Annotated in this window: 27 protein-coding genes; 12 read left to right on the forward strand and 15 right to left on the reverse strand. The window is 71.2% G+C overall.

Going from position 1 to position 26744, the window contains the following annotated elements; translation table 11 throughout:
* Positions 1-6: 6 nt before the first annotated feature.
* A complete protein-coding gene (locus tag ACBR40_RS36015) occupies positions 7-876 on the reverse strand; it encodes a sigma-70 family RNA polymerase sigma factor (RefSeq protein ID WP_371251626.1) in 870 nt (289 codons plus the stop codon).
* A gap of 74 nt (positions 877-950) precedes the next feature.
* Between ACBR40_RS36015 and ACBR40_RS36020 the strand changes: the two genes are divergently transcribed.
* Positions 951-1409 carry a carboxymuconolactone decarboxylase family protein gene (locus ACBR40_RS36020; protein ID WP_371251627.1) on the forward strand — a complete coding sequence of 153 codons (459 nt, stop codon included), beginning with the start codon at positions 951-953 and terminating at the stop codon, positions 1407-1409.
* On the opposite strand, the gene ACBR40_RS36025 is transcribed toward ACBR40_RS36020, so the two are convergent.
* Genes ACBR40_RS36025 through ACBR40_RS36050 form a run of 6 tightly spaced genes read right to left on the reverse strand, consistent with a single transcriptional unit; the run spans position 1406 to position 7595 of the window.
* Positions 1406-2569: a lipid-transfer protein gene (locus ACBR40_RS36025; protein ID WP_344217746.1), complete on the reverse strand. Its 1164-nt coding sequence runs from the start codon at positions 2567-2569 to the stop codon at positions 1406-1408. The genes ACBR40_RS36020 and ACBR40_RS36025 overlap by 4 nt on opposite strands.
* Positions 2566-2967 (reverse strand): MaoC family dehydratase, encoded by a 402-nt coding sequence (locus ACBR40_RS36030; RefSeq protein ID WP_344217544.1) that lies wholly within the window; start codon positions 2965-2967, stop codon positions 2566-2568. The genes ACBR40_RS36025 and ACBR40_RS36030 overlap by 4 nt, the downstream gene beginning before the upstream one ends.
* Positions 2964-3875: a Zn-ribbon domain-containing OB-fold protein gene (locus ACBR40_RS36035; protein WP_371251628.1), complete on the reverse strand. Its 912-nt coding sequence runs from the start codon at positions 3873-3875 to the stop codon at positions 2964-2966. Before ACBR40_RS36035 ends, ACBR40_RS36030 begins: the two co-directional genes overlap by 4 nt.
* Positions 3872-5026 carry an acyl-CoA dehydrogenase family protein gene (locus tag ACBR40_RS36040; RefSeq protein WP_371251629.1) on the reverse strand — a complete coding sequence of 385 codons (1155 nt, stop codon included), beginning with the start codon at positions 5024-5026 and terminating at the stop codon, positions 3872-3874. Before ACBR40_RS36040 ends, ACBR40_RS36035 begins: the two co-directional genes overlap by 4 nt.
* Positions 5026-5997, reverse strand: coding sequence for an acyl-CoA dehydrogenase family protein (locus ACBR40_RS36045; RefSeq protein ID WP_344217551.1), 972 nt, complete (start codon positions 5995-5997; stop codon positions 5026-5028). Before ACBR40_RS36045 ends, ACBR40_RS36040 begins: the two co-directional genes overlap by 1 nt.
* An 11-nt stretch (positions 5998-6008) precedes the next feature.
* The gene (locus tag ACBR40_RS36050; RefSeq protein WP_371251630.1) at positions 6009-7595 is read right to left on the reverse strand and encodes an AMP-binding protein; all 1587 of its coding nucleotides are present in this window, start codon (positions 7593-7595) and stop codon (positions 6009-6011) included.
* Positions 7596-7783: 188 nt separating this feature from the next.
* On the opposite strand from ACBR40_RS36050, the gene ACBR40_RS36055 reads away from it, so the two are divergent.
* The 7 genes from ACBR40_RS36055 (at position 7784) to ACBR40_RS36085 (ending at position 13864) form a co-directional block, all read left to right on the forward strand.
* Complete coding sequence (locus ACBR40_RS36055) at positions 7784-8398, forward strand: TetR family transcriptional regulator (RefSeq protein ID WP_329590376.1); 615 nt, start codon at positions 7784-7786, stop codon at positions 8396-8398.
* A 44-nt stretch (positions 8399-8442) separates the two neighbouring features.
* Positions 8443-9438: a sigma-70 family RNA polymerase sigma factor gene (locus tag ACBR40_RS36060; RefSeq protein ID WP_344217557.1), complete on the forward strand. Its 996-nt coding sequence runs from the start codon at positions 8443-8445 to the stop codon at positions 9436-9438.
* A 42-nt stretch (positions 9439-9480) separates the two neighbouring features.
* Complete coding sequence (locus ACBR40_RS36065) at positions 9481-10596, forward strand: steroid 3-ketoacyl-CoA thiolase (protein ID WP_371251631.1); 1116 nt, start codon at positions 9481-9483, stop codon at positions 10594-10596.
* A 51-nt stretch (positions 10597-10647) separates the two neighbouring features.
* The gene (locus ACBR40_RS36070) at positions 10648-11670 is read left to right on the forward strand and encodes an MBL fold metallo-hydrolase (protein WP_344217561.1); all 1023 of its coding nucleotides are present in this window, start codon (positions 10648-10650) and stop codon (positions 11668-11670) included.
* Between the two features lie 25 nt (positions 11671-11695).
* Positions 11696-12376, forward strand: coding sequence for a FadR/GntR family transcriptional regulator (locus tag ACBR40_RS36075; RefSeq protein ID WP_344217564.1), 681 nt, complete (start codon positions 11696-11698; stop codon positions 12374-12376).
* Positions 12377-12438: 62 nt separating this feature from the next.
* Positions 12439-13386, forward strand: a complete 948-nt coding sequence (locus ACBR40_RS36080) for a DNA polymerase ligase N-terminal domain-containing protein (RefSeq protein WP_371251632.1) — start codon at positions 12439-12441, stop codon at positions 13384-13386.
* Between the two features lie 25 nt (positions 13387-13411).
* Positions 13412-13864: a GNAT family N-acetyltransferase gene (locus ACBR40_RS36085; protein WP_371251633.1), complete on the forward strand. Its 453-nt coding sequence runs from the start codon at positions 13412-13414 to the stop codon at positions 13862-13864.
* Here ACBR40_RS36085 and ACBR40_RS36090 read toward each other — a convergent pair.
* The 7 genes from ACBR40_RS36090 to ACBR40_RS36120 are packed head-to-tail and all read right to left on the reverse strand — an operon-like array spanning position 13857 to position 21179.
* The gene (locus ACBR40_RS36090) at positions 13857-14777 is read right to left on the reverse strand and encodes an aldo/keto reductase (protein ID WP_371251634.1); all 921 of its coding nucleotides are present in this window, start codon (positions 14775-14777) and stop codon (positions 13857-13859) included. The genes ACBR40_RS36085 and ACBR40_RS36090 overlap by 8 nt on opposite strands.
* A 34-nt stretch (positions 14778-14811) precedes the next feature.
* The gene (locus ACBR40_RS36095; protein WP_344217572.1) at positions 14812-15801 is read right to left on the reverse strand and encodes an ABC transporter permease; all 990 of its coding nucleotides are present in this window, start codon (positions 15799-15801) and stop codon (positions 14812-14814) included.
* Positions 15798-17279, reverse strand: coding sequence for a sugar ABC transporter ATP-binding protein (locus ACBR40_RS36100; protein WP_344217574.1), 1482 nt, complete (start codon positions 17277-17279; stop codon positions 15798-15800). The genes ACBR40_RS36095 and ACBR40_RS36100 overlap by 4 nt, the downstream gene beginning before the upstream one ends.
* Positions 17279-18304: a sugar ABC transporter substrate-binding protein gene (locus tag ACBR40_RS36105; protein ID WP_344217576.1), complete on the reverse strand. Its 1026-nt coding sequence runs from the start codon at positions 18302-18304 to the stop codon at positions 17279-17281. The genes ACBR40_RS36100 and ACBR40_RS36105 overlap by 1 nt, the downstream gene beginning before the upstream one ends.
* 33 nt (positions 18305-18337) lie before the next feature.
* Positions 18338-19090 (reverse strand): SDR family oxidoreductase, encoded by a 753-nt coding sequence (locus ACBR40_RS36110; RefSeq protein ID WP_344217578.1) that lies wholly within the window; start codon positions 19088-19090, stop codon positions 18338-18340.
* Positions 19087-20352 (reverse strand): L-fuconate dehydratase, encoded by a 1266-nt coding sequence (locus ACBR40_RS36115; RefSeq protein WP_371251635.1) that lies wholly within the window; start codon positions 20350-20352, stop codon positions 19087-19089. Before ACBR40_RS36115 ends, ACBR40_RS36110 begins: the two co-directional genes overlap by 4 nt.
* 23 nt (positions 20353-20375) lie before the next feature.
* On the reverse strand, positions 20376-21179 hold the full coding sequence (locus ACBR40_RS36120; protein ID WP_344217582.1) for a fumarylacetoacetate hydrolase family protein: 804 nt from the start codon (positions 21177-21179) through the stop codon (positions 20376-20378).
* A 354-nt stretch (positions 21180-21533) separates the two neighbouring features.
* On the opposite strand from ACBR40_RS36120, the gene ACBR40_RS36125 reads away from it, so the two are divergent.
* The 4 genes from ACBR40_RS36125 (at position 21534) to ACBR40_RS36140 (ending at position 25824) form a co-directional block, all read left to right on the forward strand.
* Entirely contained in the window at positions 21534-22718 is a 1185-nt protein-coding gene (locus ACBR40_RS36125; protein ID WP_371251636.1) for a cytochrome P450, read from the forward strand.
* 538 nt (positions 22719-23256) lie between these two features.
* Positions 23257-24000, forward strand: a complete 744-nt coding sequence (locus tag ACBR40_RS36130) for a Fic family protein (protein ID WP_371251637.1) — start codon at positions 23257-23259, stop codon at positions 23998-24000.
* 196 nt (positions 24001-24196) lie between these two features.
* Positions 24197-24853, forward strand: coding sequence for an L-2-amino-thiazoline-4-carboxylic acid hydrolase (locus tag ACBR40_RS36135; RefSeq protein WP_371251638.1), 657 nt, complete (start codon positions 24197-24199; stop codon positions 24851-24853).
* 164 nt (positions 24854-25017) lie between these two features.
* A complete protein-coding gene (locus ACBR40_RS36140) occupies positions 25018-25824 on the forward strand; it encodes an NmrA family NAD(P)-binding protein (protein WP_371251639.1) in 807 nt (268 codons plus the stop codon).
* Positions 25825-25853: 29 nt separating this feature from the next.
* On the opposite strand, the gene ACBR40_RS36145 is transcribed toward ACBR40_RS36140, so the two are convergent.
* Positions 25854-26735 (reverse strand): DUF559 domain-containing protein, encoded by an 882-nt coding sequence (locus tag ACBR40_RS36145; RefSeq protein WP_371251640.1) that lies wholly within the window; start codon positions 26733-26735, stop codon positions 25854-25856.
* Positions 26736-26744: the final 9 nt, after the last annotated feature.

A 26744-nucleotide genomic window follows, 5' to 3' on the forward strand; every position in this document is an offset into this window, starting at 1 on the left:
GGCCGGCTACCCGCCCAGCAGCGCGGCCAGCCGGTCCTCGTCCTGGAGGATGTCGAGCGCGACCACCCTGCCGCCGGCCACGGTGAACGCCATGACCGACAGCGGCCGGCCCTCCGGCGCCGTGACCACCCCGGCCACGCCGTTGACCAGCACCGGCCGCACGTACGCGGCGAAGCGCCGGAACATGAACGCCCGCCCGGCCACCTCCAGCGCCCCGCGCACCTCCAGCCAGGTCCGCGGCGCGCCGCCCGCGTCGGCCCGCAGCACCACGTCCGGGTCGAGCACCGCGACCAGGGCGTCGAAGTCGCCGGCCCGCGAGGCGGCCATGAAGGCGTCCACGACCTCGCGCTGCCTGGCCAGGTCGGGGTCCGGCGTGACGGCGCCGTCCCGCACCCGGCGGCGGGCGCGGCTGGCGAGCTGCCGGGTCGCGGCGGGGGTGCGGTCCACGATCGGCGCGATCTCGTCGAAGGGCACCGCGAACATGTCGTGCAGCACGAACGCCAGCCGCTCGGCCGGCTCCAGCGTCTGGAGCACCACGAGCAGCGCCAGCCCCACCGAGTCCGACAGCAGCGCCTCGTGCTCGGGGTCCACGCCATCGGGCGAGGTCACCACGGGGTCGGGCATGGTCGGCTCCAGGGGCTCCTCACCCCGTGTACGGCGGGAGCGCAGCAGGTTGAGGCAGACCCGGCCCACCACTGTGGTGAGCCAGCCGCCCAGGTTCACCACGTCGCGGACGTCGGTCCGCTCCAGCCGCAGCCACGTCTCCTGCACCGCGTCGTCCGCCTCGCTGAGCGAGCCCAGCATCCGGTAGGCCACCGCGCGCAGATGATCCCGGTGCGCCTCGAACATGGCAATAAGTTCTTTTTCTTCGTTCATCGGTCACATTCTCCTTCGCCGCCGGTTCAGAGCGAGTGAGAGACCTCTTCAACCGGAGAACGTGGAGACCACCAATGGAAGCACGTATGGGCAACCCCGCCTTCGTCGTCCCCGGCGCGATGCAGGCGCTCCAGGCACTCGGCAAGAGCGTGGCGGACACGGGCCTGCCGAAGGGACTGCTCGACCTCGTCTACATGCGTGCCAGCCAGATCAACGGCTGCGGCGTCTGCCTGGAGCTGCACGGGCGCGACCTGAAGAAGAACGGCGAGAGCGACGAGCGGATGTGGGCGCTGGCCGGCTGGCGTGACGCGCCGTACTTCACCGACGAGGAGCGGGCCGCCCTGGCGCTCACCGAGGCCGTCACCCGCCTCGCCGACCGGCCGGAGGCGGTGTCCGACGAGATCTGGAACGAGGCCGCCGACCACTTCGACGAGCGGCAGCTCGGCGGCCTCGTCCTGGCGATCGCCTCGATCAACGTGTGGAACCGGCTCAACGCCTCCACCCGGCAGGTCGCGGGCGCCTGGACCCCCTAACCGGCCGACAGGATCAGGCCGCTGGTCGGTACGCCGGTGCCCGCCGTGACCAGGACGTTCGCGACGCCGCCGAGCTGGTTGGCGGCGGTGCCGCGGATCTGGCGTACCGCCTCGGCGATGCCGTTCATGCCGTGGATGTACGCCTCGCCGAGCTGCCCGCCGTGCGGGTTGACGGGGAGGCGGCCGTCCAGCTCGATGCCGCCGTCGGCGATGAAGGCGGGCGCCTCGCCCCGGCCGCAGAAGCCCAGCTCCTCCAACTGGGCCAGGACGAACGGGGTGAAGTGGTCGTACAGGATGGCGATCCTGATGTCGGACGGGGACAGGCCGGACATCTCCCAGAGCCGCCGTCCGACGACCCCCATCTCCGGCAGGCCGCTCATGTCGTCCCGGTAGTAGCTCGTCATCATCTGCTGCCCGGCCGCCGAGCCCTGGGCCGCGGCCTTGATGACGGCGGGCGACCTGCGCAGGTCGCGGGCGCGCTCGGCCGAGGTCACCACCAGGGCCACCGCGCCGTCGCTCTCCTGGCAGCAGTCGAGCAGGCGCAGCGGCTCCACGATCCAGCGCGACGCCTGGTGCTCCTCCAGCGTGATGGGCCGGCCGTGGAACCAGGCGGCGGGGTTGGTGGCGGCGTGCCTGCGCATGGCCACCGCGACCCGGCCGAAGTCCTCCGACGTCGCGCCGAAGGTGTGCATGTAGCGGCGCGCGAACATGGCGACCCAGGCCGCCGGCGTCATCAGCCCGAACGGCACGTGCCAGCTCATCTCCAGCCCCTGCGAGGTCGGCTGGCCGCCGAGGCGGGCGTCCGGCTGGCCGAAGCGGCGTCCCGAGCGCTCGTTGAAGGCCCGGTAGCAGACGACCGTGCGGGCCGTGCCGGTGGCCACGGCCATGGCCGCGTGCGCGACCGTCGCGCAGGCCGCGCCGCCGCCGTACTCGACGCGGGAGAAGTACGTGAGGTCGCCGACGCCGACCTCGCGGGCGACCGCGATCTCCTGGTTGGCGTCCTGGCTGAAGGTCACCATGCCGTCCACGTCGGCCGGCGACAGCCCGGCGTCGTCCAGCGCCGCGAGCACGGCCTCGGCGGCCAGCCGCAGCTCCGAACGCCCGGACTCCTTGCTGAACTCGGTGGCGCCGATCCCGGCGACCGCCGCGCGTCCGCTCAACACGGGTCCTCCCCCTCGGGCAGGGTCAGGGTGACGGTGCCGACCGCGTGGTCGCCCAGGCTGACCGCGCCGCGCACCTCGACGGTCAGCTCGCCGTCCGCGCGCGAGACGACGGCGCCGGTGAAGCTCAGCCGGTCCCCCGCGTACGCGGGGACGCCCAGCTTGACGTCGATGCGCCGGATGACCGCCGCCGGGCCCGCCCAGTCGGTGACGTACCGCTCGACCAGCCCCATCGTGGTCAGGATGTTGAGGAAGATGTCCTTCGAGCCCTGCGCGCGGGCCAGCGCCGGATCGTGGTGCACCGGCGTGGGGTCCATCGTGGCGAGGGCCGTGGCGATGACCAGGGTGGGCGTCAGGTCGATCGACAGCTCCGGCAGCACGTCCAGCTCCTCGCTCACGGCTCCCCCGGCGTCCACATCGGCAGGACGAGCTCGTCGTCCATCGACCGGTACGTCACCCGCAGCGGCATCCCCACCGCCACCTCCTCGATCGGGCAGTCCACGACGTTGCCCACGACCCTGACGCCCTCCGGCAGCTCCACCACGCCCACCACGAACGGCGTCTCCCGCCCCGGCACCGGCGGCCGGTGGTGCACGACGTAGCTGTAGAGGGTGCCGTGGCCGGACGCGACGGCGTACGAGCGGTTGGCCGAGCGGCACTGGGGGCACAGCGGGCCCGGCGGGTGGCGCAGCAGGCCGCAGTCGGCGCAGCTCTGGACGCGCAGCTCGCCCTGGCGTACGCCCTCCCAGAAGAAGGCGGTGTCCTGGTTGACGGCGGGCCGCAGCGGATAGGGCTCGCGCTTCGGTCGCTTCTCCCGTGGGCGGAACTTCAGCACGCGGAACAGCATCTCGGCCACCGGCTCGTCGTCGCCGGCGTACCAGGTGATGTTCCAGGTGGCGAAGAAGCCGACCCCGAGCGCGGTCCGTTTCGGGCCGGCCAGGCTGGTGAAGCGGGTGGCGGGGGTCAGGACCTCGCCCACGCGGGCGTAGCGGTGGTGGACCTGTTCGCAGTTCGTGGCGACGACGCCCGTGTAGCCGGAGGCGTTGAGCGCGGCCATGAGCTCGTCCACCGGCGAGCGGTCCTTGACGGCGCGGCGCAGGCCGGGCATGGTCCACACCTGCGCCATCGCGGGCGGGGCGAGGCCGCGCTCCAGGTAGGCGGGGTTCTCGTCGCCCATGGCGGCGAGCCAGTGGCGGATCATCGGGACGTTCACCGGGTCGGCGGCGGGCGTGCCGCGCAGCTCGCCCAGCGCCGTCTGCTTGGCCGCCAGCTCGTGCAGCTCCTCGTCGGTCAGCGCGTCCGTCATCGGGGCGGCCTCGGCAGGCTCAGGCCGAGCATCGCGATCAGCTCCCGCTGCACCTCGTTGACGCCGCCGCCGAAGGTCAGCACCACCGCGCCCTTCGCCCCGAGGTCGGTCCGCTCGATGAGCTCGGCCGTCCCGGGGTCGGCGGGGTCGCCGTGGCGGGCCAGGACGTCGCCGACGATCCGGCCGGCCTCCTGCATCCGCTCGGAGCCGTAGATCTTGGTGGCCGAGGCGTCGGGCGCACCCAGCCAGCCGAGGTCCATGTTGGCCGCGACCTGCCAGTTGAGCAGCTCGTTCGTGCGCAGGGCCGCCCACAGGCGGGCGAGCGCGCGGCGCACGTCGGGCTCGTCGTCCAGGCCCATACGGCGGGCCCAGTCGCGGAACCGGTCGTAGGTCTGGCCGAGGTTGCCGGCGGGGCCGAGCGTGACCCGCTCGTGGTTGAGCTGGTTGACGATCAGGTCCCAGCCCTTGTCCACCTCGCCGACCACCATGTTCACCGGGACGCGGACGTCGGAGTAGTAGGTCGAGTTGGTGTGGTGGCGGCCGTCCATGGTGACGATCGGGGTCCAGGAGTAGCCGGGATCGTCCGTGGAGACGATCATCATGGTGATGCCCTTGTGCTTCTTGGCCTCGGGGTTCGTCCGGGCGGCCAGCCAGATGTACTGCGCGTAGTGCGCGCCGCTGGTGAAGATCTTCTGGCCGTTGACGACGTAGTGGTCGCCGTCGAGCACCGCCGTCGTCCGCAGGGACGCCAGGTCGGTGCCGGCCTCGGGCTCGCTGTAGCCGATCGCGAAGTGGCACTCCCCGGCGAGGATGCGCGGCAGGAAGAAGTCCTTCTGCTCGGGGGTGCCGTACTGCATGAGCGTCGGGCCCACCGTCTGCACCGTGATGATCGGGTACGGCACGCCCGCGCGGGCGATCTCGTTGGCGAAGATCTGCTGCTCCAGGGGGCCGTAGCCGGCGCCGCCGTACTCCTTGGGCCAGCCGAGGCCGAGCTTGCCGTCGCGGCCGAGACGGCGGCAGTGCTCCATGTACGTCTCGCCGAACGGGTCCTCGGCGATCGCGCGCCGGTCCTCCTCGGTCAGGCAGCCCTGGAAGTACGCGCGCAGCTCGTCGCGGAGCCTGCGCTGCTCCGGGGTGAGGTCGATGAGCATCAGACGAGCGCTCCGATCAGGTCGAGCTGGGCGTCGGCGCCGCCGAGCAGGTAGGACAGGTGCTTGGCCTGGGCGAAGTAGCGGTGCAGCGGATAGGTGACGTCGAGTCCGAGGCCGCCGTGCAGGTGCTGGCAGGTGTGCAGGGCCTTGACCGCCTCGGCCGCGTGATAGGCGGCCAGCGCCAGGTCCTCCTCGGCCGGCAGGCCCTCGCCGAGCCGCCAGAGCGCCGACCACATGGCCACGTCGAGCGCCCGGCCGGCGATGTAGACGTCGGCGATCTGCATGGTCACGGCCTGGAACTCGGCCAGCGCGCGGCCGAACTGCCGCCGCGTCCTGATGTGGGCGGTGGTCAGCTCCAGCGCCCCGGCGAGCACGCCGCTCGCCTGCGCGACGATCGCGGCGGTGTAGAGGCGGCGGACGTCGGCCGCGGCCTCCGGCCCCGCCACCCGCTCGGCGGGGGCGCCGTCGAGCACGACGGTGGCGGCGGGCTCGCCGGTCGAGGTGCGCTCCGGGGTCGTGCCGGGGAGCTCGGCCAGGAACAGGCCCTCGCCGGCGGTCACCAGCGCCGCCGCGCCTGGGTACATGACGGTGACCTTGCGCCCGGTGAGCGTCCAGCCGCCGTCGTCGTGGGCGATGGTCTCCGGCGGGGCGGCCAGGGCGCGGCCGGGCTCCCGCACCGCGAGCGCGATGCCGTCCGCGTGCCGCCGCTGCTGCTCGGGCGTGCCGTGGCGGGCCAGGGCCAGGGTGCCGGCGAGCGCGGGCAGCCCGGGGAGCGCCGCCGCCTTCACGCCCACCTCCCGCAGCACCACGGCCATCTCCACCGGCCCGAGCCCGGCGCCGCCCGCCTCCTCGGGCACGCACAGGCCGAGCAGCCCGGCCTGCCGCAGCCGCTCCTCGTCCGCCTCCTTGGCCAGCACGTCGGCGGCCAGTCTCCGCACGTCCTGCTGGGTCTCGTCCAGGTTGAAGTCCACGTGTTGTTCCCCTACGTCTCCAAGAGGTGCTGCCTGCCGTGCCGTACGAACTCCTCCTCGATGGCCTTCACGTCCGCGCCGGTGAGCGGGCGCAGCCCGGACGGGGTGCGCCACCACACCGGGTCACCGGTACGCCAGCCCTCGCGGGCGAGGACCCGTTTGACGACCTTGTGCGAGGGCGTCTGGGGCAGCCGGTCGGCCACGCGCACGTACCGGGGCAGGGACTTGGCGCCGAGGTCGGGCCGGGCGGCCAGGAAGGCCGTGAACGCCTCCGGGTCGAAATCGCCCGCCAGCACCAGCGCCGCCATCACCTGGTCGCCCGCGGCCGCGTCGGGCACCGGGTAGACCGCCGCCTCCACCACGCCGGGGAACTCGCGCAGCGCGGCCTCGACGGGGGCGGCCGACAGGTTCTCGCCGTCCACGCGCAGCCGCTCGGTGCCGCGCCCGGCGAAGAACACGTGGCCGTCCGCGTCCCGCCAGGCGAGGTCGCCGGACCAGAACGCGCCGTCGCGCAGCCGCTCGGCGTCGGCCTCGGGATCGTTGTAGTAGCCCTCGAACAGGCCGGGCCCGGCGGTGTTGACCAGCTCGCCGACGGCCTCGTCCGGGTTGAGCAGCCGGCCGTCCTCGACCCGTCCCGGCGGGCAGGGCTCGCCGGTGTACGGGTTCAGTATCGCCACGCCCTCGGGCAGGCGGCCGAGGCTGCCGGGCGGGCCCGCCGGGTCGGGGCTGATCGAGACGGCGGTCTCGGTGGAGCCGAAGGCGTCGATGACGTGGCAGCCGTACCGCTCGCCGAAGCGCCTGATCGCGACCGCGCTGCCCTCGTTGCCGAAGGCCAGTCTGAGCGGGTTGTCGGCGTCGTCCGGGCGTTCCGGGGTGGCCAGGGCGTAGGAGAGCGCCTTGCCGACGTAGTGGAGGTACGTGCAGCCGTACCGGCGGAGGTCGGGCAGCAGGCCCGAGGCGGAGAAGCGGCGGCGCAGCACCAGGGCGGCCCCGGAGGCGACGGCGGGCGCGTAGGCGGCCATGAGTGCCCCGGAGTGGAACAGCGGCATCGAGCAGTAGACGACGTCGTCAGGGGTGAGCAGCGCGCCGAGGCTGGTGCCGGGGACGGCCAGCTTGCGCTGGGTGATCCGGACGGCGCGGGGGCGGCCCGAGGTGCCCGAGGTGAAGATCAGCAGCACCAGCTCGCCGGGGTCGGGCGTCCGCTCGGGGAGCGGGTCCTTGGCGGTGGCTTCGCAGAGCGGCCGGGCGGGCAGGCCCAGGGAACCCGCCAGTTCCTCGTACGGCGCGTCGAACAGGACGAGGCCGACGTCGGTCGCGCGGGCGTCGCGGCCCAGCTCGGCCGCCGACCGGGTGGGGTTCAGCGCGACGACCGGACGCCCGGTCAGCGCCGCGCCGCCCACCAGGAAGAGCAAGCCGGGCACGTTGTCGCTGAGCACCCCGACATGCGATCCGATGCCGCGGCCGGCCAGCCAGGAGCCCGCCGCGCGGCAGGCCGCGACGTGCTCGCGCCAGGTCCAGGCCGTGTCCTCGAACAGCAGGCCAGGTCGTCCGTCCTCGGCCCGTGCGGTCAGCAGGGCCGCGAGGGTGTTCGCGGTCATGCCGCCTCCACACCAAGCGCTCGGTCAGCAAATCGCAAACTAGAACAGATTCTAGTTAATGTCCAGTGGCCAATCATCCCGAAAAGTCGCGTTATATCCCCGTAACGCGAGGGACATGCGCTGATAGGGGTTCTTTGTGACCGCCGAGTAACAAGCCGCGGCACCGGTGCATCAGATAACGTGTTCTTATGCGCACCCCGTCCGCGACGGTCGCCACCTCCTCCGACGGCGAGGGGAGCGTCCGCACCCGCAGCCAGACCCAGCGCCGTAAGCGCATCGTCCAGGCCGCCGCCGCCCTCGCCTCGCGCGGCGGGGTCGAGGCCATGCAGATGCGCACGGTGGCCGAGCGGGCCGGCGTCGCCCTCGGCACCCTCTACCGCTACTTCCCGTCCAAGATGGACCTCGTGGTGGCGGTGGTCGGCGAGGAGATCGACCTGCTGGAGAGCAGCATCGAGCGCCGCCCGCCGGGCGCGGCCACGCCCGAGGGCCGGGCCGTCGACGTGCTGATGCGCGCCACCCGCGGGCTCATGCGCGAGCCCGAGCTGGCCGACGCGCTCATCCGCTCGCTGATCATGGCCGAGGTGCAGACGCCGTTCGGCGACCGGATGGCCGGGCTGCTGCTGCGGGTCTCCGCGGAGGGGCTGAGCTTCGAGCAGGCGAGCGAGGAGCAGCGCGACCTCGCCGGGTCGCTGGCCGGCATCTGGGTGCACGAGCTGCTGGAGATGCTGCGCGGCCGGCGCACCTACGACCAGATCCAGCGCCGCATCGAGACCGCCGCCTCGCGCCTGCTCGCCGACATCTGATGCTGGGGCCGCGAATTGTCGGTGGCGGCGACTATACATAGGGCATGAGCGACAAGCCGACGAATGAGGACTTCCTCCAGCAGGCGGATCCCATGCGACGCGAGCTGCTGGCGCACTGCTACCGCATGACGGGGTCGGTGCACGACGCCGAGGACCTCGTGCAGGAGACCTATCTGAAGGCGTGGCGGGCCTACGACGGCTTCGAGGGCCGCTCCTCGCTGCGCACGTGGATGTATCGCATCGCGACCACCACCTGCCTGACGGCGCTGGAGAGCCGCGGCCGGCGTCCGCTGCCGAGCGGTCTCGGCGCGCCCAGTTCCGAGGCGACCGCTCCCCTGGCCCAGGACAACGAGGTTCCGTGGCTGGAGCCGGTGCCCGACGCGCTCGCGGGCGTGGCGGGCGACGACCCGGCCACGATCGTGACGGCGCGCGAGAGCATCCGGCTCGCGCTGGTCGCCGCGTTGCAGCACCTGCCGCCCCGGCAGCGCGCGGTGCTCATCCTGCGCGACGTGCTCAGGTGGAAGGCCGCGGAGGTGGCCGAGGCCGTCGGCCTGTCCACCGCCGCCGTCAACAGCATCCTGCAGCGGGCGCGGGCCCAGCTCAGCGAGCGCTCGCCGAGCCTGGACGACCCGGTGGAGCCGCTCACCGACGAGCAGCGGGCCCTGCTCGACCGCTACGTCGCCGCGTTCGAGAACTACGACGTGGACGACCTCGTGCACCTGTTCACCGAGGACGCGATCTGGGAGATGCCGCCCTTCACGGGCTGGTACCAAGGCCCGCGGACCATCGCCGAGCTCACCAGGACGCAGTGCCCCGCGGAGCGCGCCGGCGATCTCAAGCTGGTGCCGGTCGCGGCCAACGGGCAGCCGGCGTTCGCGGTCTACTTCCGCGAGGACGGCGGCTACCGGCAGTTCGCGATCATGGTGCTGACGCTGTCCGGCGGCGCGGTCCGGCACGTGGGCATGTTCTTCGAGGAGGGGCTCTTCGAGACCTTCGGGCTGCCCACCGCTCTGACCCCCCAGGCTTCCGCGGCTAAGTAGAACGCGTTACTGTCTCTCCAGAGCATCGTTCTGGAGGCGACTGTGAGCACACCTGTGATCGTCGAAGCCGTCCGCACCCCCATCGGCAAGCGGGCCGGCTGGCTCGCCGCGCTCAAACCGCAACAGGTTCTCGCCGGCGCGCTCAACGGGCTGATCGAGCGGTCGGGCCTCGACCCCTCGGCCGTCGAGCAGGTGTTCGCCGGCTGCGTGACGCAGGCGGGCGAGCAGGGCGGGCACGTCGGCCGGGGCTCCTGGCTCTACGCCGGGCTGCCGCACCAGGCCGGCGTCACCACCGTCGACGCGCAGTGCGGCTCGTCGCAGCAGGCCGTCCACCTCGCCGCCGCCCTGATCGGCGCGGGCGTGATCGAGGTGGGCATCGGCTGCGGCGTCGAGGTGATGAGCCGCGCGCCGCTCGGCAGCAACGTGCTGCCCGCCAACCCGCGTCCCGACGACTGGGACCTCGACCTGCCCGACCAGTTCACCGCCGCCGAGCGCATCGCCGCGCGGCGCGGGCTCACCCGCGAGCGGCTCGACTGGTTCGGGGCGCGCTCGCAGCACCTGGCCGCCAAGGCGTGGGCCGACGGCCGCTTCGAGCGCGAGATCGTGCCGGTCGGCGACGTCCGCAGGGACCAGGGCCTGCGCGAGACCACCGTGGACGGGCTGGCCAAGCTCAAGCCGGTGATGGAGGGCGCGCTGCACACGGCGGGCACCTCGTCCCAGATCTCCGACGGCGCGGCCGCCGTGCTGGTCATGAGCGAGGAGGCGGCGCGGCGGCACGGCCTGCGCCCCCGGGCCCGCATCCGCGCGCAGGCGCTGGTCGGCGCGGAACCCTACTACCACCTCGACGGGCCCGTGGACGCGACCGCCAAGGCGCTGGCCGACGCCGGGATGACGATCGGCGACATCGACCGGTTCGAGGTGAACGAGGCGTTCGCCTCCGTCGTGCTGTCGTGGGCGAGCGTCCACGAGCCCGACATGGACCGGGTCAACGTCAACGGCGGCGCGATCGCCCTCGGCCATCCGGTCGGCGCGACCGGCGCGCGGCTCATCACCACGGCGCTGCACGAGCTGGAACGCGCCGACGCGACGACCGCCCTCGTCACCATGTGCGCGGGCGGCGCGCTCGCGACCGCGACGATCCTCGAACGGATCAGTTGAGCTGTATCACGTACCACCCATAGCACTAGGTAAGTAAGGAATCGGGGACGGATGAAGACCAGACGCAGGCCGTACGCGGAGCAGCGCCCGCAGGATCTCGGCGGCGGGGTGTGGAGCGTGCCTGTGCCGATCCCCGGCAACCCGCTCGGCTACACCCTCGTCTACGCCGTCGAGTCGCCGAAGGGCCCGGTCCTGATCGACGCCGGCTGGAACCATCCGGAGGCGTGGCAGGCGCTGAGCGGCGGTCTCGCGACGCTCGGGATCGACGTGAGCACGGTGCGGGGGGTGGTCGTCACCCACTTCCACCCCGACCACGCCGGGCTGGCCGGGCAGGTCAGGGAGGCTTCCGGGGCCTGGATCGCGATGCACGAGAACGACGCGGCGATGGTCAGGCTCATGCACGACTTCGCCGGCGACGAGCACACGGCCTTCCAGTCCGACATGCTGCTCAGGGCCGGGGCCGACCCCAGCGAGGCCAGGGCGGCCTCGGGCGAGCGGCCGGCCCCGCCCGCGGTGCCCGACCGCGAGCTGCGCGACGGGGACCTCGTGGACCTGCCGGGGCGCAAACTGCGGGCCGTCCACACGCCCGGCCACACCCCTGGGCACATCTGCCTGCACCTGGAGGACGCCGACCGGCTGTTCACCGGCGACCACGTCCTGCCCGACATCACCCCACACATCGGGATTTATCCGTACGATCGGGAGGACGTCGATCCGCTGGGCGACTTCCTGGAGTCGCTGGAGCGGGTGGGCGAGCTGGGGACGCTCGACGCCCTCCCCGCCCATGAGTGGATATTTCCAGATGTGGCGGCACGGGCCGCCGAGATCCGTCACCATCACGAGGAGAAGCTCGACTCGCTGCTCGCCCTCCTGGCCGGACAGCCCGAGCCGCAGACCATCTGGGAGGTCGCCGCGATGATGACGTGGAACAAACCGTGGGACACGCTGCCCCCCATGCTGCGGGGCATGGCCGCCGGGGAGGCGGCCGCTCATCTGCGCACCCTTGAGGCCCGCGGCCGGATCCGCCGCCTGCCCGGAGTCGAACTCGTCCGCTTCCAGGCCCTAGACTCCTAGACATCCGATGTCTAGGGGGAGAAGCGTGGCGGTCACCGACGCGGCCATCGACAAGATCAAGCAAATGATCGTCTCGGGGGAGCTCGCCCCGGGCGACCGGCTGCCGAAGGAGGCCGACCTGGCCGAACGGCTCGGCCTCTCGCGCAACTCGCTGCGGGAGGCCGTGCGCGCGCTGTCCCTCATCAACGTCCTCGACGTACGCCAGGGCGACGGCACCTACGTCACCAGCCTGGAGCCCGGCCTGCTCCTCGACACCCTGTCGTTCGTGCTCGACCTGCACCAGGACGACACGGTGCTGCAGTTCTTCGAGGTCCGCCGCATCCTGGAGCCGGCCGCCACGGCGATGGCGGCCGAGCTGATGAAGGACGACGAGATCGAGGAGCTGCGGGTCATCCTGGAGTCGCTGCCCGAGCGGCCCACGATCGAGGAGCTGGTGGCCAACGACCTGCGCTTCCACCAGCGCATCGCCCAGGGGTCGGGCAACAGCGTGCTGTGCTCGTTCATCGAGAGCCTGTCGGGCCCGACGAACCGGGCGCGGGTCTGGCGCGGGCTCACCCAGGAGGGCGCGCTGCAGAAGACCCGCGAGCAGCACATGGCGATCTACGAGGCGATCGCCGCCCGCCAGGCCGACATCGCCCGGTCCTGGGCCACGGTGCACGTGGCCGGCGTGGAGTCGTGGCTGCGCCGGGCGCTCGAACTCGACTGATCGCCGACACATCGGAGGATTGATGATGATGAACGAAGGGAGCGGCGGGTAGAAGCCGGGGCGTGCCGGACAAACTTGAGCGATATCGCAGCAAGCGCGACGCCGCCCGCACCCCCGAGCCCGTCCCGGCCGAGCCCCCGGCCGCCGGGGACGGGCACGCGTTCGTCATCCAGGAGCACCACGCCCGGTCGCTGCACTGGGACCTGCGCCTGGAACGCGACGGCGTCCTCGTCTCCTGGGCCGTCCCCAAGGGCCTGCCCGCCGACCCCCGGACGAACCACCTGGCCGTCCACACCGAGGACCACCCCATGGAGTACCTCACCTTCCACGGCGAGATCCCCCAGGGCGAGTACGGCGGCGGCACCATGACCGTCTGGGACACCGGCACGTACGAGACGGAGAAGTGGTCCGACCGCGAGGTCAAGGTGGTGCTGCGCGGGGCCCGCGCCTCCGGGCGGTTCGTACTGTTCAGGACGCGGGGCAAGAACTGGATGATCCACCGCATGGACGAGGCGGTACGCGACCCGTTCCCCGCGCTCGACCCGATGCTCCCCGCCGAACGCGCCCGCCCGCCCAGGGACGCCGCCTCCTACGCCTTCGAGTTCGCCTGGGGCGGCCGACGTCTCCTGGTGCCCGTCGACGGCGGCCGGACGGACGCCGCCCGCGAGCATCCCTGGCTGCGGCCCCTCGCCGAGTCGTTCGGCAGCCGGAGCGCCGTACTGGACGGCGAGGTCGCCACGCTCGGCGGGGCCGAGCTCCTGGTCCTCTACGACCTGCTGTACGACGACGGCCACGCCCTGCTCGACCGGCCGTACACCGAGCGCAGGGCCGCGCTGGAGGCGCTGGAGGTGTCGGGGACCCGCTGGCAGGTCGCGCCCTCGTGGCCCGGCGAGGCGGGGCCGGTGCGGCAGGCGGCCAGGGAGCAGGGGCTGCCGGGGGTGGTCGCCAAGCGGCTGGACTCGCCGTACGAGCCGGGTCCTTCGACGTCCTGGCTGTTCATTCCGTCCTGAGCGGGGGGTGCGGGATACTCGGGTGGTGATCATCAAGACGGTTTCGCCGCACGACGACCCGCTCGGGAGCGAGTTGCTGGCGATGCAGAAGGCGGCGTACGCGGTCGAGGCGGAGCTCATCGGCGACGACCGGATCCCGCCGCTGCACGAGAGCCTGGCCGAGCTGCGGGCGCGTGACCTGCTGTGGCTGGCGGCCTTCGACGGCGGCGCGCTGTCAGGAGCCGTGGCCTGGGCCGAGAGCGCGGACGAGCTCGACATCGACCGGCTCGTCGTGGCCCCGGCCATGGCCCGGCGCGGCATCGGCCGGGCGCTGGTCGAGGCGGTGCTGGCCCGAGCCGGCGGACGCCGCGTCGTCGTCTCCACCGGCCGCGACAACGTGCCGGCCCGCCGGCTGTACGAAGGGCTCGGCTTCACCCTGCTCGGCGAGACCGAGGTCATCCCCAAGCTGTGGATCGCCGGCTACGCCCTCGTCAGATGAGTTCTGCGGACTCCAGGTCCTCCCACAGCGCGTCCGGCACCGGCCGCGACCACAGGGCCGCGTTGGCCGTGACCTCCTCCGGGGTCCGCGCCCCCAGGACGACGCCGGCGACCGCCGGATGCCGCAGCGGGAACGCCATCGCCGCCTGCGGCAGGCTCACGCCGTGCCGCTCGCACACCTCGGCGATCCGGGAGGCCCGCTCCACCAGCGGCGCGGGCGCCGGCTGGTAGTCGAAGGTGCCGCCCGGCCGTGACGTGGCCAGGATGCCGCTGTTGAAGACGCCGGCCGCCAGCACCCGCACCCCCCGCTCGGCGCACGCCTCCAGCAGGGGCAGGCCGGACTGGTCGAGCAGCGTGTAGCGCCCGGCCAGCATGACCACGTCGATGTCGGTCTCCTGGACGAAGCGCAGCGGCACCTGCCACTGGTTCATGCCGAGCCCGATCGCCCGCACCACGCCCTCGGCCCGCAGCTCGGCCAGCGCCGGGTACGCCTCGCCGAGCGCCTGCTCCACGTGCTCATCGGGGTCGTGGATGAGGGCGACGTGCACGGCCGGCAGCCCCAGGCGTTCGAGTGAGTCCTCCAGCGAGCGGCGTACGCCGTCGCGCGAGAAGTCCCACTTCCGCGTCAGCTCGCCAGGGACGTCGAAGATGTCGTCGTCGCGCCCCGACGGCGCCGGCGCGGGCACCAGCAGCCGCCCGACCTTGGTCGACAGGACATAGTCCGTACGCCCGGCGAGCGCCGCGCCGAGCCGGCGCTCGGACAGGCCGAGGCCGTAGTGCGGCGCGGTGTCGTACAGCCGGACCCCGCTCTCCCAGGCGGCGTCCACCGTGGCCCGGGCCTCGGCGTCGGTGACCGCCTGGAAGAGGTTGCCGATGGGCGCGCCGCCGAAGCCGTGACGCGGCAGCTCGATCACGCGGTCTCTCCCGTCAACGCGGTGACTCCCATCATCAATCCTGTGCCTTCCCGCCCGCGATCCGGCTGATCATCAGGGCGATGAGGATGATGCTGCCGTAGATGACGGGCTGCCAGAAGCCGGAGACGCCGATCAGCGTGAGGATGTTCTGCACCAGGCCGATCACCAGCACGCCGGTGAGCGCGCCGAGGATGGTGCCCTTGCCGCCGTCCATGCTGACGCCGCCGATGACGGCCGCGGCGAACACCATGAAGATCCAGCCGACGCCCATGCCGTTGCCGATCGCGCCGAGGCGGCCGGTCTCCAGGATGCCGGCCAGCGCCGCGAGGACGCCGCCGAGGACGAACACGCCGTAGAGCACCCGGTCCACCCGGATGCCGGCGGCGCGGGCGGCGTCGATGTTGCCGCCGATCGCGTAGAGCGAGCGGCCGATCCGCAGGTAGCCGAGGCCGAAGATGCCGACCGCGAACAGCAGCCCGGCGATCCAGATGGCCGCGGGCAGCCCGAGCCACAGGGCGCTGCCGAGGTAGAGGATCGACTCGGGGAGCTGGAACAGCGTCTTGCCCTCGGTCGGCCCCTGGAGGAAGCCGTGCACGATGATCAGCATGGCCAGCGTCACGATGAACGCGGACAGCTGGAACCTGATGATCAGGAATCCGTTGAAGGCGCCGATGGCGGCCCCGACGAGCAGCGCGAGCGGGATCACCAGCGCCCCGGGCAGCCCGAGCCCGAACCCGCCGGCCGCGGCCGGGACCACCAGCATCACGGCGATGGCGGGCGCGGTGCCCACCGTCGACTCCAGCGACAGGTCGAACTTCCCGGCGATCAGGATCATGGCCTCGGCCAGCACGAGGAGCGAGATCGCCGCCTGCTGCTGGAGGACGTTCGTGAGGTTGCCCGCCGTCAGGAAGGTCGGGTCCAGGAACGCGCCCACGACGAGCAGGAGCACGATCACCGGCACGAGCGTCAGGTCGCGGAACCTGGCCAGCCGTAGCCGTGGAGCCGGTGCGGTCAAAGTGGTCACTCTTGTACGCCTTCCATCACGGCCACGAGCTCGTGGTCCGTCCAGCCACGCGGTACGTCCTTGACGATCTCCCCGTGGAACATCACCAGCACCCGGTCGCAGATGCGCAGGTCGTCGAGCTCGTCGGAGACCACGACGGCCCCCGCGCCGCGCTCGGCGGCGTCCTCGACGGCGCCGAGCAGGGCCTGCTTGGCCTTGACGTCGACGCCGGCGGTGGGGTTGATGACGACCAGCACCGTGGGATCGTCCACGAGCGCCCGCGCGAACACGACCTTCTGCGCGTTGCCCCCGGACAGGTCGGCGACGGGCTGGTCGGGGCCCTCGGTCTTGATGTCCAGGGCAGTGATCATCTCCTTGGCCTTCTCCCGGCGGCGGGCCGGGGACACCACGCCGAAGCGGCCCAGCTTGCGGGCGATGGGGAACGTGGCGTTCTCCCCCACCGACAGCAACGGGACGAAGCCCTCGTGATGGCGGTCCTCGGGCACGAACCCGAGCCCCGCCTTCATCGCGGCCGGCACGTCGCCGGGCTTCACCGTGGTGCCGTTGACCACGACCGTGCCGGTGTCCGCGCCGCGCAGCCCTACCAGGGTCTCGGCCAGGCCGACCTTGCCGCTGCTCGCCGACCCGGCGAGGCCGACCACTTCGCCGGCGCGGACGCTGATGTCCACGTTCCGGTAGCGGCCGGCCAGCGACAGCCCTTCGCCCGCGAGCACGACCCGCTCGCCGGGCGTGCGCTCCCTGGCGTGGTACGCGGACGTCGCCTCACCGGTCATGGCGTGCACCAGCTCGTCCTGCGGCAGCCCGGCCACCGGCCGGGTCATGATGTGCCGGGCGTCGCGGAAGACCGTGACGCTCTGGCAGATCTCGTACACCTCGTCCAGGTGGTGCGAGATGTACATCATCGTGACGCCCTGCTCGCGCAGCGAGCGCATGCGGGCGAACAAGCGCTCGATGGCCGGCCCGTCGAGCCGCGCCGTGGGCTCGTCGAGGATGATGAAGCGCGCGCCGAACGACAGCGCCCGCGCGATCTCCACGAGCTGGCGCTGCTCGACGCTGAGATCGCCGGCCAGCGCCTGCACGTCGACGTCCACCTCGTAGGTGTCGAGCAGCTCGCGCGCGCGGCCTCGCACCGTCCGCCAGTTGATGGGTCCGTGCCCGTCGCTCTGCCGGTTGAGGAAGAGGTTCTCGGCGACGGTGAGCGCCGGGATGATCGTGGACTTCTGGTAGACGCAGGCGACGCGCTGCCGCCAGGCGTCCCGGTCGCCGGGGGCGGGCGCCGCCTCTCCCGAGAACAGCACCTCGCCCTCGTCCGGCCGCTGCAGCCCGGTGAGGATCGACACGAGGGTGGACTTCCCCGCGCCGTTCCTGCCGAGGAGCGCGTGCGTCTCGCCTTCGGCGATCGCGATCTTCGCGCCGTTCAGCGCGACGGTCGGACCGAACCGCTTGACGACGTTGCGGGCTTCGACGTGAATGCTCATCAGCCGACCTGGTTGCCCCAGAGGTTCTTGTCGTCCACGTTCTCCTTGGTGACCAGAGGCGCGGGAAGCTGGTCCTCAAGGCCGTTGGGGAGCTGGATGATGGTGCTGTCGTGGTCGGTCGGGCCCGGCTGGAACGTCTTGCCCTCCAGCGCGGCCTTCGCGTAGAAGAGCGCGTACTTCGCGTAGAGGTCGGCCGGCTGCGACATCGTGGCGTCGATCTCGCCCTTGCGGATGGCGTCGTACTCCTGCGGGATGCCGTCGTTGGAGACCACGAAGATGTGCTTGGGGTCGTCCGGCTGCACGAGCAGGCCCTTCTGCTTGAGCACCTGCAGCGTCGGCGCCAGGTGGACGCCGCCCGCGTGCATGTAGATGCCCTTGATGTCAGGGTTCTGCTCCAGGCGGGTCTGCAGCATGGACGCCGCCTTGCTGCCCTCCCACTCGGTCGGCTCGCTGAAGACGGTGATGTCGGGGAACTTCGTCTTCATGCACTCCAGGAACGCCTCCGACCGGTCACGGCCGTTGATCGAGCTGAGCGCGCCCTGGAGCTGGACGACCTTGCCCTTGCCGCCGAGCTTCTCGCCGAGGAACTCGCAGGCCTTGGTGCCGTACGCGCGGTTGTCGGCGCGGACGACCATGTAGACCTTGCCCTTGTCCGGCCGGGTGTCGACGGAGACGACGGGGATCTTCTTGTTCTCCAGCTGCTGCAGCGTGTTGGCCACCGCGCCGGTGTCCTGGGGCGCCATGACGATGGCCTTGGCGCCCTGGCCGACCAGCGCCTGCACGTTGTTGACCAGCTTGGACACGTCGTTCTGCGAGTTCGTGGCGGGCATGAGGTCCACCTTGAGCTCGCTCGCCATCTGCGGCACGTACTTGATGTAGGAGTTCCAGAAGTCGGAGTCGGCCCGGGGGTGGTCGATGCCGACCTTCCCGCCGCCGCCGCTCGCGCCTTCCGTCGTGGTGCCTGAGCCGCACGCCGTGACGACCGCCAAGAGGGCGGCGCCCGTGATCACCCGTCCGAACTTCATAGGGGGGTACCTTCCTTCGTTTGACTGGTCGCTTCAGTTGGTGGGCCGCAGCCGCAGGCCCTGCATGCCGCCGTCGACCGCGATCGACGTGCCGGTGGTCGCGCCCGACTCGGGGCCGGCGAGGTAGGCGATCGCCGCGGCGACCTCCTCCGCCGTGACCAGGCGGCCCATGGGCTGTCTGGCGTTGAGCGCCGCCCGCTCCGCCTCCGGATCCGGGGCGGAGTCGAGCAGCCGGCCGACCCACGGGGTGTCGGCGGTGCCCGGGTTGACGCAGTTGACGCGGATGCCCTCGCGGATGTGGTCCGCGGCCATCGCCAGCGTCAGCGACAGGACCGCGCCCTTCGTCGCGCTGTAGAGCGCCCGCTGGGGCAGCCCGGCGGTGGCCGCGATCGAGCAGGTGTTGACGATCGAGGCGTGCTCCGACCTGCGCAGGTAGGGCAGCGCGGCACGGGCGGCCCGGACCATGCCGAACACGTTGACGTCGAAGACCCGCTGCCATTCGGAGTCGGGGTTGTCCTCGACCGTCCCCTGGGCGCCGATGCCGGCGTTGTTGACCAGCACGTCGATGCCGCCCAGCCGCTCGGCGGCCTCGGCCACCGCGGCGCGTACGCTCGCGTCGTCCGTCACGTCCGCCTTGATGCCCACGAAGGGCTCGCCCGGCGGGTTGAGGTCGAGGCAGGCCACCGTCATGCCGCGCTCGGCGAGCAGGGTGGCGGCCGCCAGGCCGATGCCGGAGCCGCCGCCGGTCACGACGGCCTTCAGACCTGCTGCGTTAGTCCGGCTCACGCGTCCCTCCAGACCGAACCGTTGGGGAAGGTGTGGGCGGCGATCGACTCCGCGTGCATCTGCGCGCTGAAGCCGGGGCGCGACGGCGCGAGGTAGCGGCCGTCGCGGATCACCACCGGGTCGACGAAGTGCTCGTGCAGGTGGTCGACGTACTCGATGACCCGGCCGTCCATGGTGCCGGTGACGGCCACGTAGTCGAACATCGACAGGTGCTGCACCAGCTCGCACAGGCCGACGCCGCCGGCGTGCGGGCAGACCGGGACGCCGAACTTGGCCGCGAGCAGCAGGATCGCGATGTTCTCGTTGACCCCGCCGACGCGGGCGGCGTCGATCTGCAGGTAGGAGATGGCCCCGGCCTGCAGGAGCTGCTTGAAGACGATGCGGTTCTGCACGTGCTCGCCGGTCGCGACGGGGATCGGCGCGATGCCGCGGGCGATGGCGGCGTGGCCGAGCACGTCGTCCGGGCTGGTCGGCTCCTCCACCCAGTGCGGGCCGAACTCGCTCAGCGCGTTGACCCACTCGATGCCCGAGCCGACGTCCCAGCGCTGGTTGGCGTCGATGGCGATCGGGAAGTCGGGGCCGCAGACCTCGCGGGCGACCCTGAAGCGCCGTTTGTCGTCCTCCAGGTCGGCGCCGACCTTGAGCTTGATCTGCCCGAACCCCTGCGCGATGGCCTCCTCGCAGAGCCGCCGCAGCTTCTCGTCGTCGTAGCCGAGCCAGCCGGGGGAGGTCGTGTAGGCCGGGTAGCCGGTCTCGACCAGCTCGGCGATCCGCTCCTCCTTGCCGCCCTCGGCCTTGCGCAGGATCTGCAGGGCCTCCTCGGGGGTCAGCGCGTCGCTGAGGTAGCGGAAGTCGACCAGGCCGACGATCTCCTCGGGGGACATCTCGGACAGCAGCCGCCACACCGGCTTGCCGGCCCGCCTGGCCTTCAGGTCCCACAGGGCGTTGACCACGGCGGAGATCGCCATGTGCATGACGCCCTTCTCCGGCCCCAGCCAGCGCAGCTGCGAGTCGTTGACCATCTCCTTGTAGAGGGCGCCGAGGTCCTCGACGTCCTTGCCGAGCACGTACTGCTCCAGCGCGCTGATCGCGGCGGTCTGCACGTCGTTGCCGCGCCCGATCGTGAACGCGAACCCGTGGCCCTCGTGGCCGTCGTCGGTCCGCAGCACCACGTAGGCGGCGGAGTAGTCGGGGTCGGGGTTCATCGCGTCGGAGCCGTCGAGCTCGCGCGAGGTCGGGAAACGCACGTCGTGCGTCTCCATCCCGACGATTCGATAGTTGTTCCTCATGCCTGGCCCACCGTCTGCCGCTGCCGCCCGAGACCCTCGATCTCCAGCTCCACGACGTCCCCGGCCCTGAGGTACGGCTGCCCCGGCATGCCCATCGCCACACCGGCGGGGGTGCCGGTGTTGATGACGTCACCCGGCTCCAGCACCATGAACTGGCTGAGGTAGCGCACGATCTCGGCGACGTCGAAGATCATGTTCTTGGTGTCGCCGTCCTGGCGCAGCTCGCCGTTGACCCAGAGGCGCAGCGACAGGCTCTGCGGGTCGCCCACCTCGTCCGCGGTCACCAGCCAGGGCCCGAGCGGGTTGAACGTCTCACACGACTTGCCCTTGTCCCACTGGCCGCCGCGTTCGAGCTGGAACTCGCGCTCGGAGACGTCGTTCGCCACGGCGTAACCCGCGACGGCCTCCAGCGCCTCCTCCCTGCTCTCCAGGTAGCGGGCCCGCTTCCCGATGACGATGGCCAGCTCGACCTCGTAGTCGGTCTTGACGCTGTTGCGGGGGACGAGCACCTCGTCGTACGGGCCGACCATGGTGTCGGCGGCCTTCATGAAGACCACGGGCTCGGCCGGCGGCTCCGCGCCCGACTCGGCGGCGTGGTCGCGGTAGTTCAGGCCGATGCAGACGATCTTGCCGGGCCGCGCGACGGGGGCGCCCACCCGCAGGCCCTCCTCGGCCACGATCGGCAGGTCACCGCGGTCGAGCGCGGCACGGACCCGCGCCACTCCTCCGGAGGCGAGGAAAGCACCGTCGATGTCGGGCTCTCCGATGTCGCGCAGGTTACCGGCCTCGTCCAATACCACCGGCCGTTCCTGTCCGACAGGTCCTACTCGCAGCAGCTTCACACCGCATCCTTCATCTATACATCGGATGTCTCGTCTCCCGATGCTGAGGTGCTTACCCGGGATGTGTCAAGGGTGAGGCTCCGGAAACATCCGATCTGTGACCTGGACATATTGGTCAAACATCATCACCGGTGACATGACCTGGCTATACCGCCCCGATGACCCGGTTCACGCACAGGATACGTGGCCGTCACACAGACATCGGACGTCGCTCCTACCGGCTCGCCGTGGCTCCTTGACGGTCGTACAGTCACGTAATAGAACACGTTCCAGTACCACTTAACCAAGCGCTTGATCAAGAGGGTGAGCCGGGTGCACATCGACCTCGTCGACAGGGACCGTTACGCGACCGCTGGACCACCGCACGAGCAGTTCGCCTGGCTGCGCGCCAACTCCCCCGTCCACTGGCACGACGGCGAGCCCGGATTCTGGGCCGTCACGCGCTACGACGACGTGGTCCACATCTCGCGCCACTCCGACCTCTTCTCCTCCCACCGCAGGCTCGCGCTCTTCGACGAGCTGGAGGAGGAGCAGATCGCCCTTCAGCGGCTCATGATGCTCAACCAGGACCCGCCGGAGCACACCCGGCGCCGTTCGCTGGTCAACCGGGGCTTCACCCCGCGCACCATCAACGCCCTCGAAGAGCACATCCGCGACATCTGCGACGACCTCCTCGACAAGTGCTCGGGCGAGATCGACTTCGTCACCGAGGTCGCCGCGCCGCTGCCCCTCTACGTCATCTGCGAGCTGCTCGGCGCGCCCGTCTCCGACCGCGACAAGCTCTTCGCCTGGTCCAACCGCATGATCGGCGCCCAGGACCCCGACTACGCCGACGTGCCGGGCGAGGGCCCCGACGCCGCCATGGAGGTCTACGCCTACGCCAACCAGCTCGCGGCGCAGCGCAAGGCCAACCCCAGGAACGACATCGTCACCAAGCTCCTGCAGCCCGACGAGCACGGCGAGACGCTCGACGAGAGCGAGTTCGACCTGTTCGTCCTGCTGCTGATCGTCGCCGGCAACGAGACCACCCGTAACGCGGCCTCGGGCGGCATGCTCGCCTTCTTCGACCACCCGGACCAGTGGGACCGCCTCGTCGCCGACCCCACGATGGCCAAGACGGCCGCCGACGAGATCGTCCGCTGGGTCTCCCCCGTCAACCTCTTCCGCCGCACCTCGACCCGCGACCAGGTGCTCGGCGGCCAGCCCATCAAGGCCGACGACAAGGTCGTCGTCTTCTACGGCTCCGCCAACCGCGACGCCTCCGTCTTCCCTGACGCCGAGGTCTTCGACATCGGCCGCAGCCCCAACCCGCACATCGGCTTCGGCGGCGGCGGCGCCCACTTCTGCCTGGGCAACCACCTGGCCAAGCTCGAACTCCGGGTCCTGTTCGAACAACTCGCCCGCCGCCGCCCCCGCCTCACCCAGTCCGGCCCGGCCAGCCGCCTGCGCTCCAACTTCATCAACGGCATCAAGGAACTCCCCGTCACCATCAGCTGACCCGGCTACATGCCCCCTTCGCTCCCACCCGGCTCGCTCCGGGACACCGGGTCCGAGCAGCAGACAGCGCCCTTGGCCAGAGAAATGACGGCCAAGGGCCCGCTCAAGGCGTTGGGCGTGCGGTGCGCCACCGAACGTCGAGTTTGATTAGTTCAATTAGGTCTGGGATCGGCTTATCAAACTTGGGATTCGGCGTCTACACAGGGGATTCATTGGCAGGGAGAGGTCGTCCGAGCCGGGCCACAGTCTACGAACGACTTGACCGCGCCATCCAGGAACTCAACCAGCGCCTCGGCGGCCTGCCCAGCCCTACCGAAGCCCAAGAGATCTGGTCCGACATCTGGCACCTCGAGGCCCATCACTCGACCGCTCTTGAGGGCAACACCCTGGTGCTCAAGGAGGTGCAGGCACTGCTCGATCAGGGACGAGCAGTGGGTGCCAAGCCCCTCCGTGAGTACAACGAGGTCAAAGGCTACGCGGCGCCGCCAAATGGGTCTACGGTCAAGCGCTGGAACCCGAGGTATGGAATGACGGCCACTTGCTCAGCCTCAATGAGCTGCGCCACATCCATCACACGGCCATGACCCCTGTCTGGGACATCGATCCGCATCCCGAGGCCTCTGATCGCGAAGGGCCCGGGAACTTCCGTGAACACGACATCCACCCATTCGCCGAGGGTATGACCCCGCCTTCCTGGACGCTCGTTGCCGGCGAGATCCAAGGGTGGGTGGACGATGTTTGCGAGCTGGGCAGAAAGCTGGAGGCCAAGGAGGACATCGGCCACCCCCTGCCGGAGGAACTCGCTAAGATCCACAACTCCTTTGAGCGCATCCATCCGTTCATCGACGGCAATGGACGGACCGGCCGTCTTGTGCTCAACCTCATCCTGGTACGTCTCGGCTACCCGCCGATCATTGTGCTGAAGAGACAGCGCGAGAGCTACCTCACCGCCCTCCGCCGGGCTGATGCCGGCGACTACGGAGCGTTGGGGGAACTCATCGCTCGCGCCATGGAAGACAACCTCAACCGCTTCATCGTCCCGAACGTCGCCGGCCCCGCCAGGCTTGTCCCCCTCGCCGCGCTGGTCGACGAGGAGTTCAGCATCCACGCTCTACGCCAGGCTGCCCAACGAGGGCGCCTCAACGCGGTTCAGGGCCCCGATGGCGTTTGGCGATCTTCCCGCAAGTGGGTCGATGCGTACCGGGCGTCCAGACACCGGCCCACCAAGCCTCGGAAAGCCGATCCTGCCGACGACTCTTCAACCGGGTCACCGGCCTCCTGAAGGCTGGCAGGTGGACGTGATCGTCGCGGCCGTGCCAGACTTTCGTACGAAATATCAACACACGTAGCTAGTCAGCGCCGGTCGGTCGGTGGAGTGCGCTGGCGTGCTCGCTCGGTCGCGGGCACGTCCGGTCACGCCTCCGCGCGGGGTCCTGGACGTGTACGCGCCGAGCCGTACACCGAAAGGACCGACCATCATGTCCACCGACCAGTTCGGGCTCGCCGGCGGCGACTACGTCCCCGATCCCGATCGCGACACCACGCTGCTGCTGGACGCGTTCTACGAGCGCCTGGCCACGACGGACGCCGACCTCACGGCCGCCATGCGGGCCCGTCAGGACGAGCTCGAAGCGGCCAACCGGTCGCGGATCGTCGACGAGCCCGCGCGGCACAACCTGCGCCTGACCCTGGCGCTGGTCGCCGCCTATGAAGTCCTCCGGCCCAGGCTCGGCAGGCAACAGGCCATCGACGCCGTCCAGGCGGCGTTCGTCGAGCCGTTCGGCGACGCCATGAAGGAAGGCACCCGGGCCATGCTGGACCAGGCGCCGGACGCCTTCCGCGCCATGGTGGAGACGAGCAAGTCACGGGAGGAGCAGGCGTTCGGCAAGGGGTTCGTCTTCGAGCGGCCCGTGGACGACGACGAGCGCTATCACCTCGACGTGCGCCGGTGCTTCTACCACGACGTCCTCGTCGCCAACGGGGCGCCGGAACTGACCCCGGCCATGTGCGCGTTCGACGCCAACTGGATCGAGGCCATCGAGCCGCGCAGGCACGGCTTCCGGTTCGAGCGCCGCACCACGATCGGCCTGGGCGGCACCCACTGCCCGTTCCACTTCGACCGCGTCAACGAGTAGCGGGCGCGGCGTCCCGGCGTGCCGCCGGGACGCCCTCCGTCGAACGCCTCGCGGGACGACCGACGGGCACGCCGGTGGCCTGGCGGGCTCGTTGACCTCAAGCGCGGTTGAGTTTCTAGGCTCGTCAGCGACTCCCCAGGACGAGATGACGAAGGAACTCCACTGTGACGACTTTGGTGACGGGCGCCACCGGGAACACGGGCCGGCACGTTGTGGCGGAGCTGGTCCGCCGAGGAGAGCGGGTCCGGGCCCTGACCCGGGACCCGGCGGCGAACGCGGGAAGATTTCCGGCCGAGGTGGAGCTGGTGGCCGGCACGCACACCGCGCCGGAGAAGCTGGACGCCGCGCTCCACGGCGTCAGCCGGCTGCACATCACGGTGACGGCGGGACTGGCCGAGGTCGGGCCTGAGCTGGTCAAGCGGGCGGTCGCCGCGGGCGTTCGGCGCATCACCGTGTTGTGGGGCGGCTGGGTGGGCCCGGTCGAGCAGGCGGTGGCGGACTCCGGCGTGGAATGGACGCGCCTGGAGGCACAGGAGTTCATGTCCAACACCTTGACCTGGGCCGAATCGATTCGGGCCGAGGGAGTGGTCCGGGAGCCGTACGACTTTCCCAGCGCGCTGGTGCACGAGGCCGACATCGCGGCTGTGGCAGCCGTCGCGCTGCTCGACGACGGCCACTCCGGGCACGCCTACAACCTGACCGGGCCTGAGTCGCTGACGCCGAGTGAGCGGATCGCGATCCTGGCGCGGAGGCTCGGCCGCCCCATCGCCTTCGAGCGGATCACGCACGAGCAGGCGGTCGAGAGGCTGATGGCCACGGGCGTGTCCCGGGCGGACGCCGAGTATGTCATCGGCTGGTATGCCGAGCCCAGCGCTTCCTCTACGGCCGTGGACGACACGGTCTCGCGGGTGATCGGGCGTCCGGCACGTACGTTCACGCAGTGGGTTGACGAGCACGCGGACCGTTTCTGAGCTGGGACGATCTTCGCCTAGGTGTGCGGTCACCAGGACGTCCAGTCGTTGCCGGGGTTTCGGCGGCGGCGTCTGCCGCCTTGGTAGGAGCGGTGGCGGGCGGCGCGGATGTTGCGGAGGATGCGGGTCGTGGTCTCCGGGGCGGGGCGCCAGCCGCGCTCGATCAGGGCGTCCGCCACATGGTGGAGGAGGTCGGCGATCTGGCCGGGGATGACGTCACGGCGTACGGCGATCACGCGCCAGCCGCGGCGGCGGAGCTCCTCGCGGCGGTCCGTGTCGCGTCGGCGGTCGGCGAGTGAGGTGTGGTGTTCCTGGCCGTCGTACTCGACGGCGACCTTGAACGCCTCCCAGCCCAGGTCGAGGTAGGCGTGGTGGTCGTCGCCCAGGTCGACCCTGATCTGGGTGGAAGGTCTGGGGAGGCCGCCCTCGACGAGGATCACGCGGAGCCAGCTCTCCCTCGGGGAGGCGGCTCCCCCGTCGGCGAGGCTGAGCGTGTCGCGCAGCTGCCAGGAGTTGAGCGGGCGGTGCCACAACGCCTCCAGGTCGAGCCCCTTGCGGGCGAACTGGTCGAGGACCGCCACCGCCTCCATGCGGGGGAGGTGGCGGGCGCAGTCGAGGGCCGTACGTTCCATGGTGGTGAGGCGGACGCCCTTGTGCAGGGTGATGTCGTCGTCCGGCAGCGGCGCCAGGTAGGTCACGCAGCCGGGGAGGGTGACATGGCCTCGGGCGATGAGCTCGACCGGCCAGTCGTCGCCCGTGCGGGTCGGAAGGACGTCGAGGCCCCAGATGTGGGCGGCGGTCCGGCGGCAGGCGGTGGCTTGTGGGATGGCCCGGGTGATCTGGCGGGTCCGGTCGATCAGAGGGGCTTCGGCGGGTGAGGGGGTGAGTGGAGCCTCGGCTGCGTGGTTCACGGGGTTAGG

The sequence above is a fragment of the Nonomuraea sp. AD125B genome (genome assembly GCF_041402765.1).
GTDB lineage: Bacteria > Actinomycetota > Actinomycetes > Streptosporangiales > Streptosporangiaceae > Nonomuraea > Nonomuraea bangladeshensis.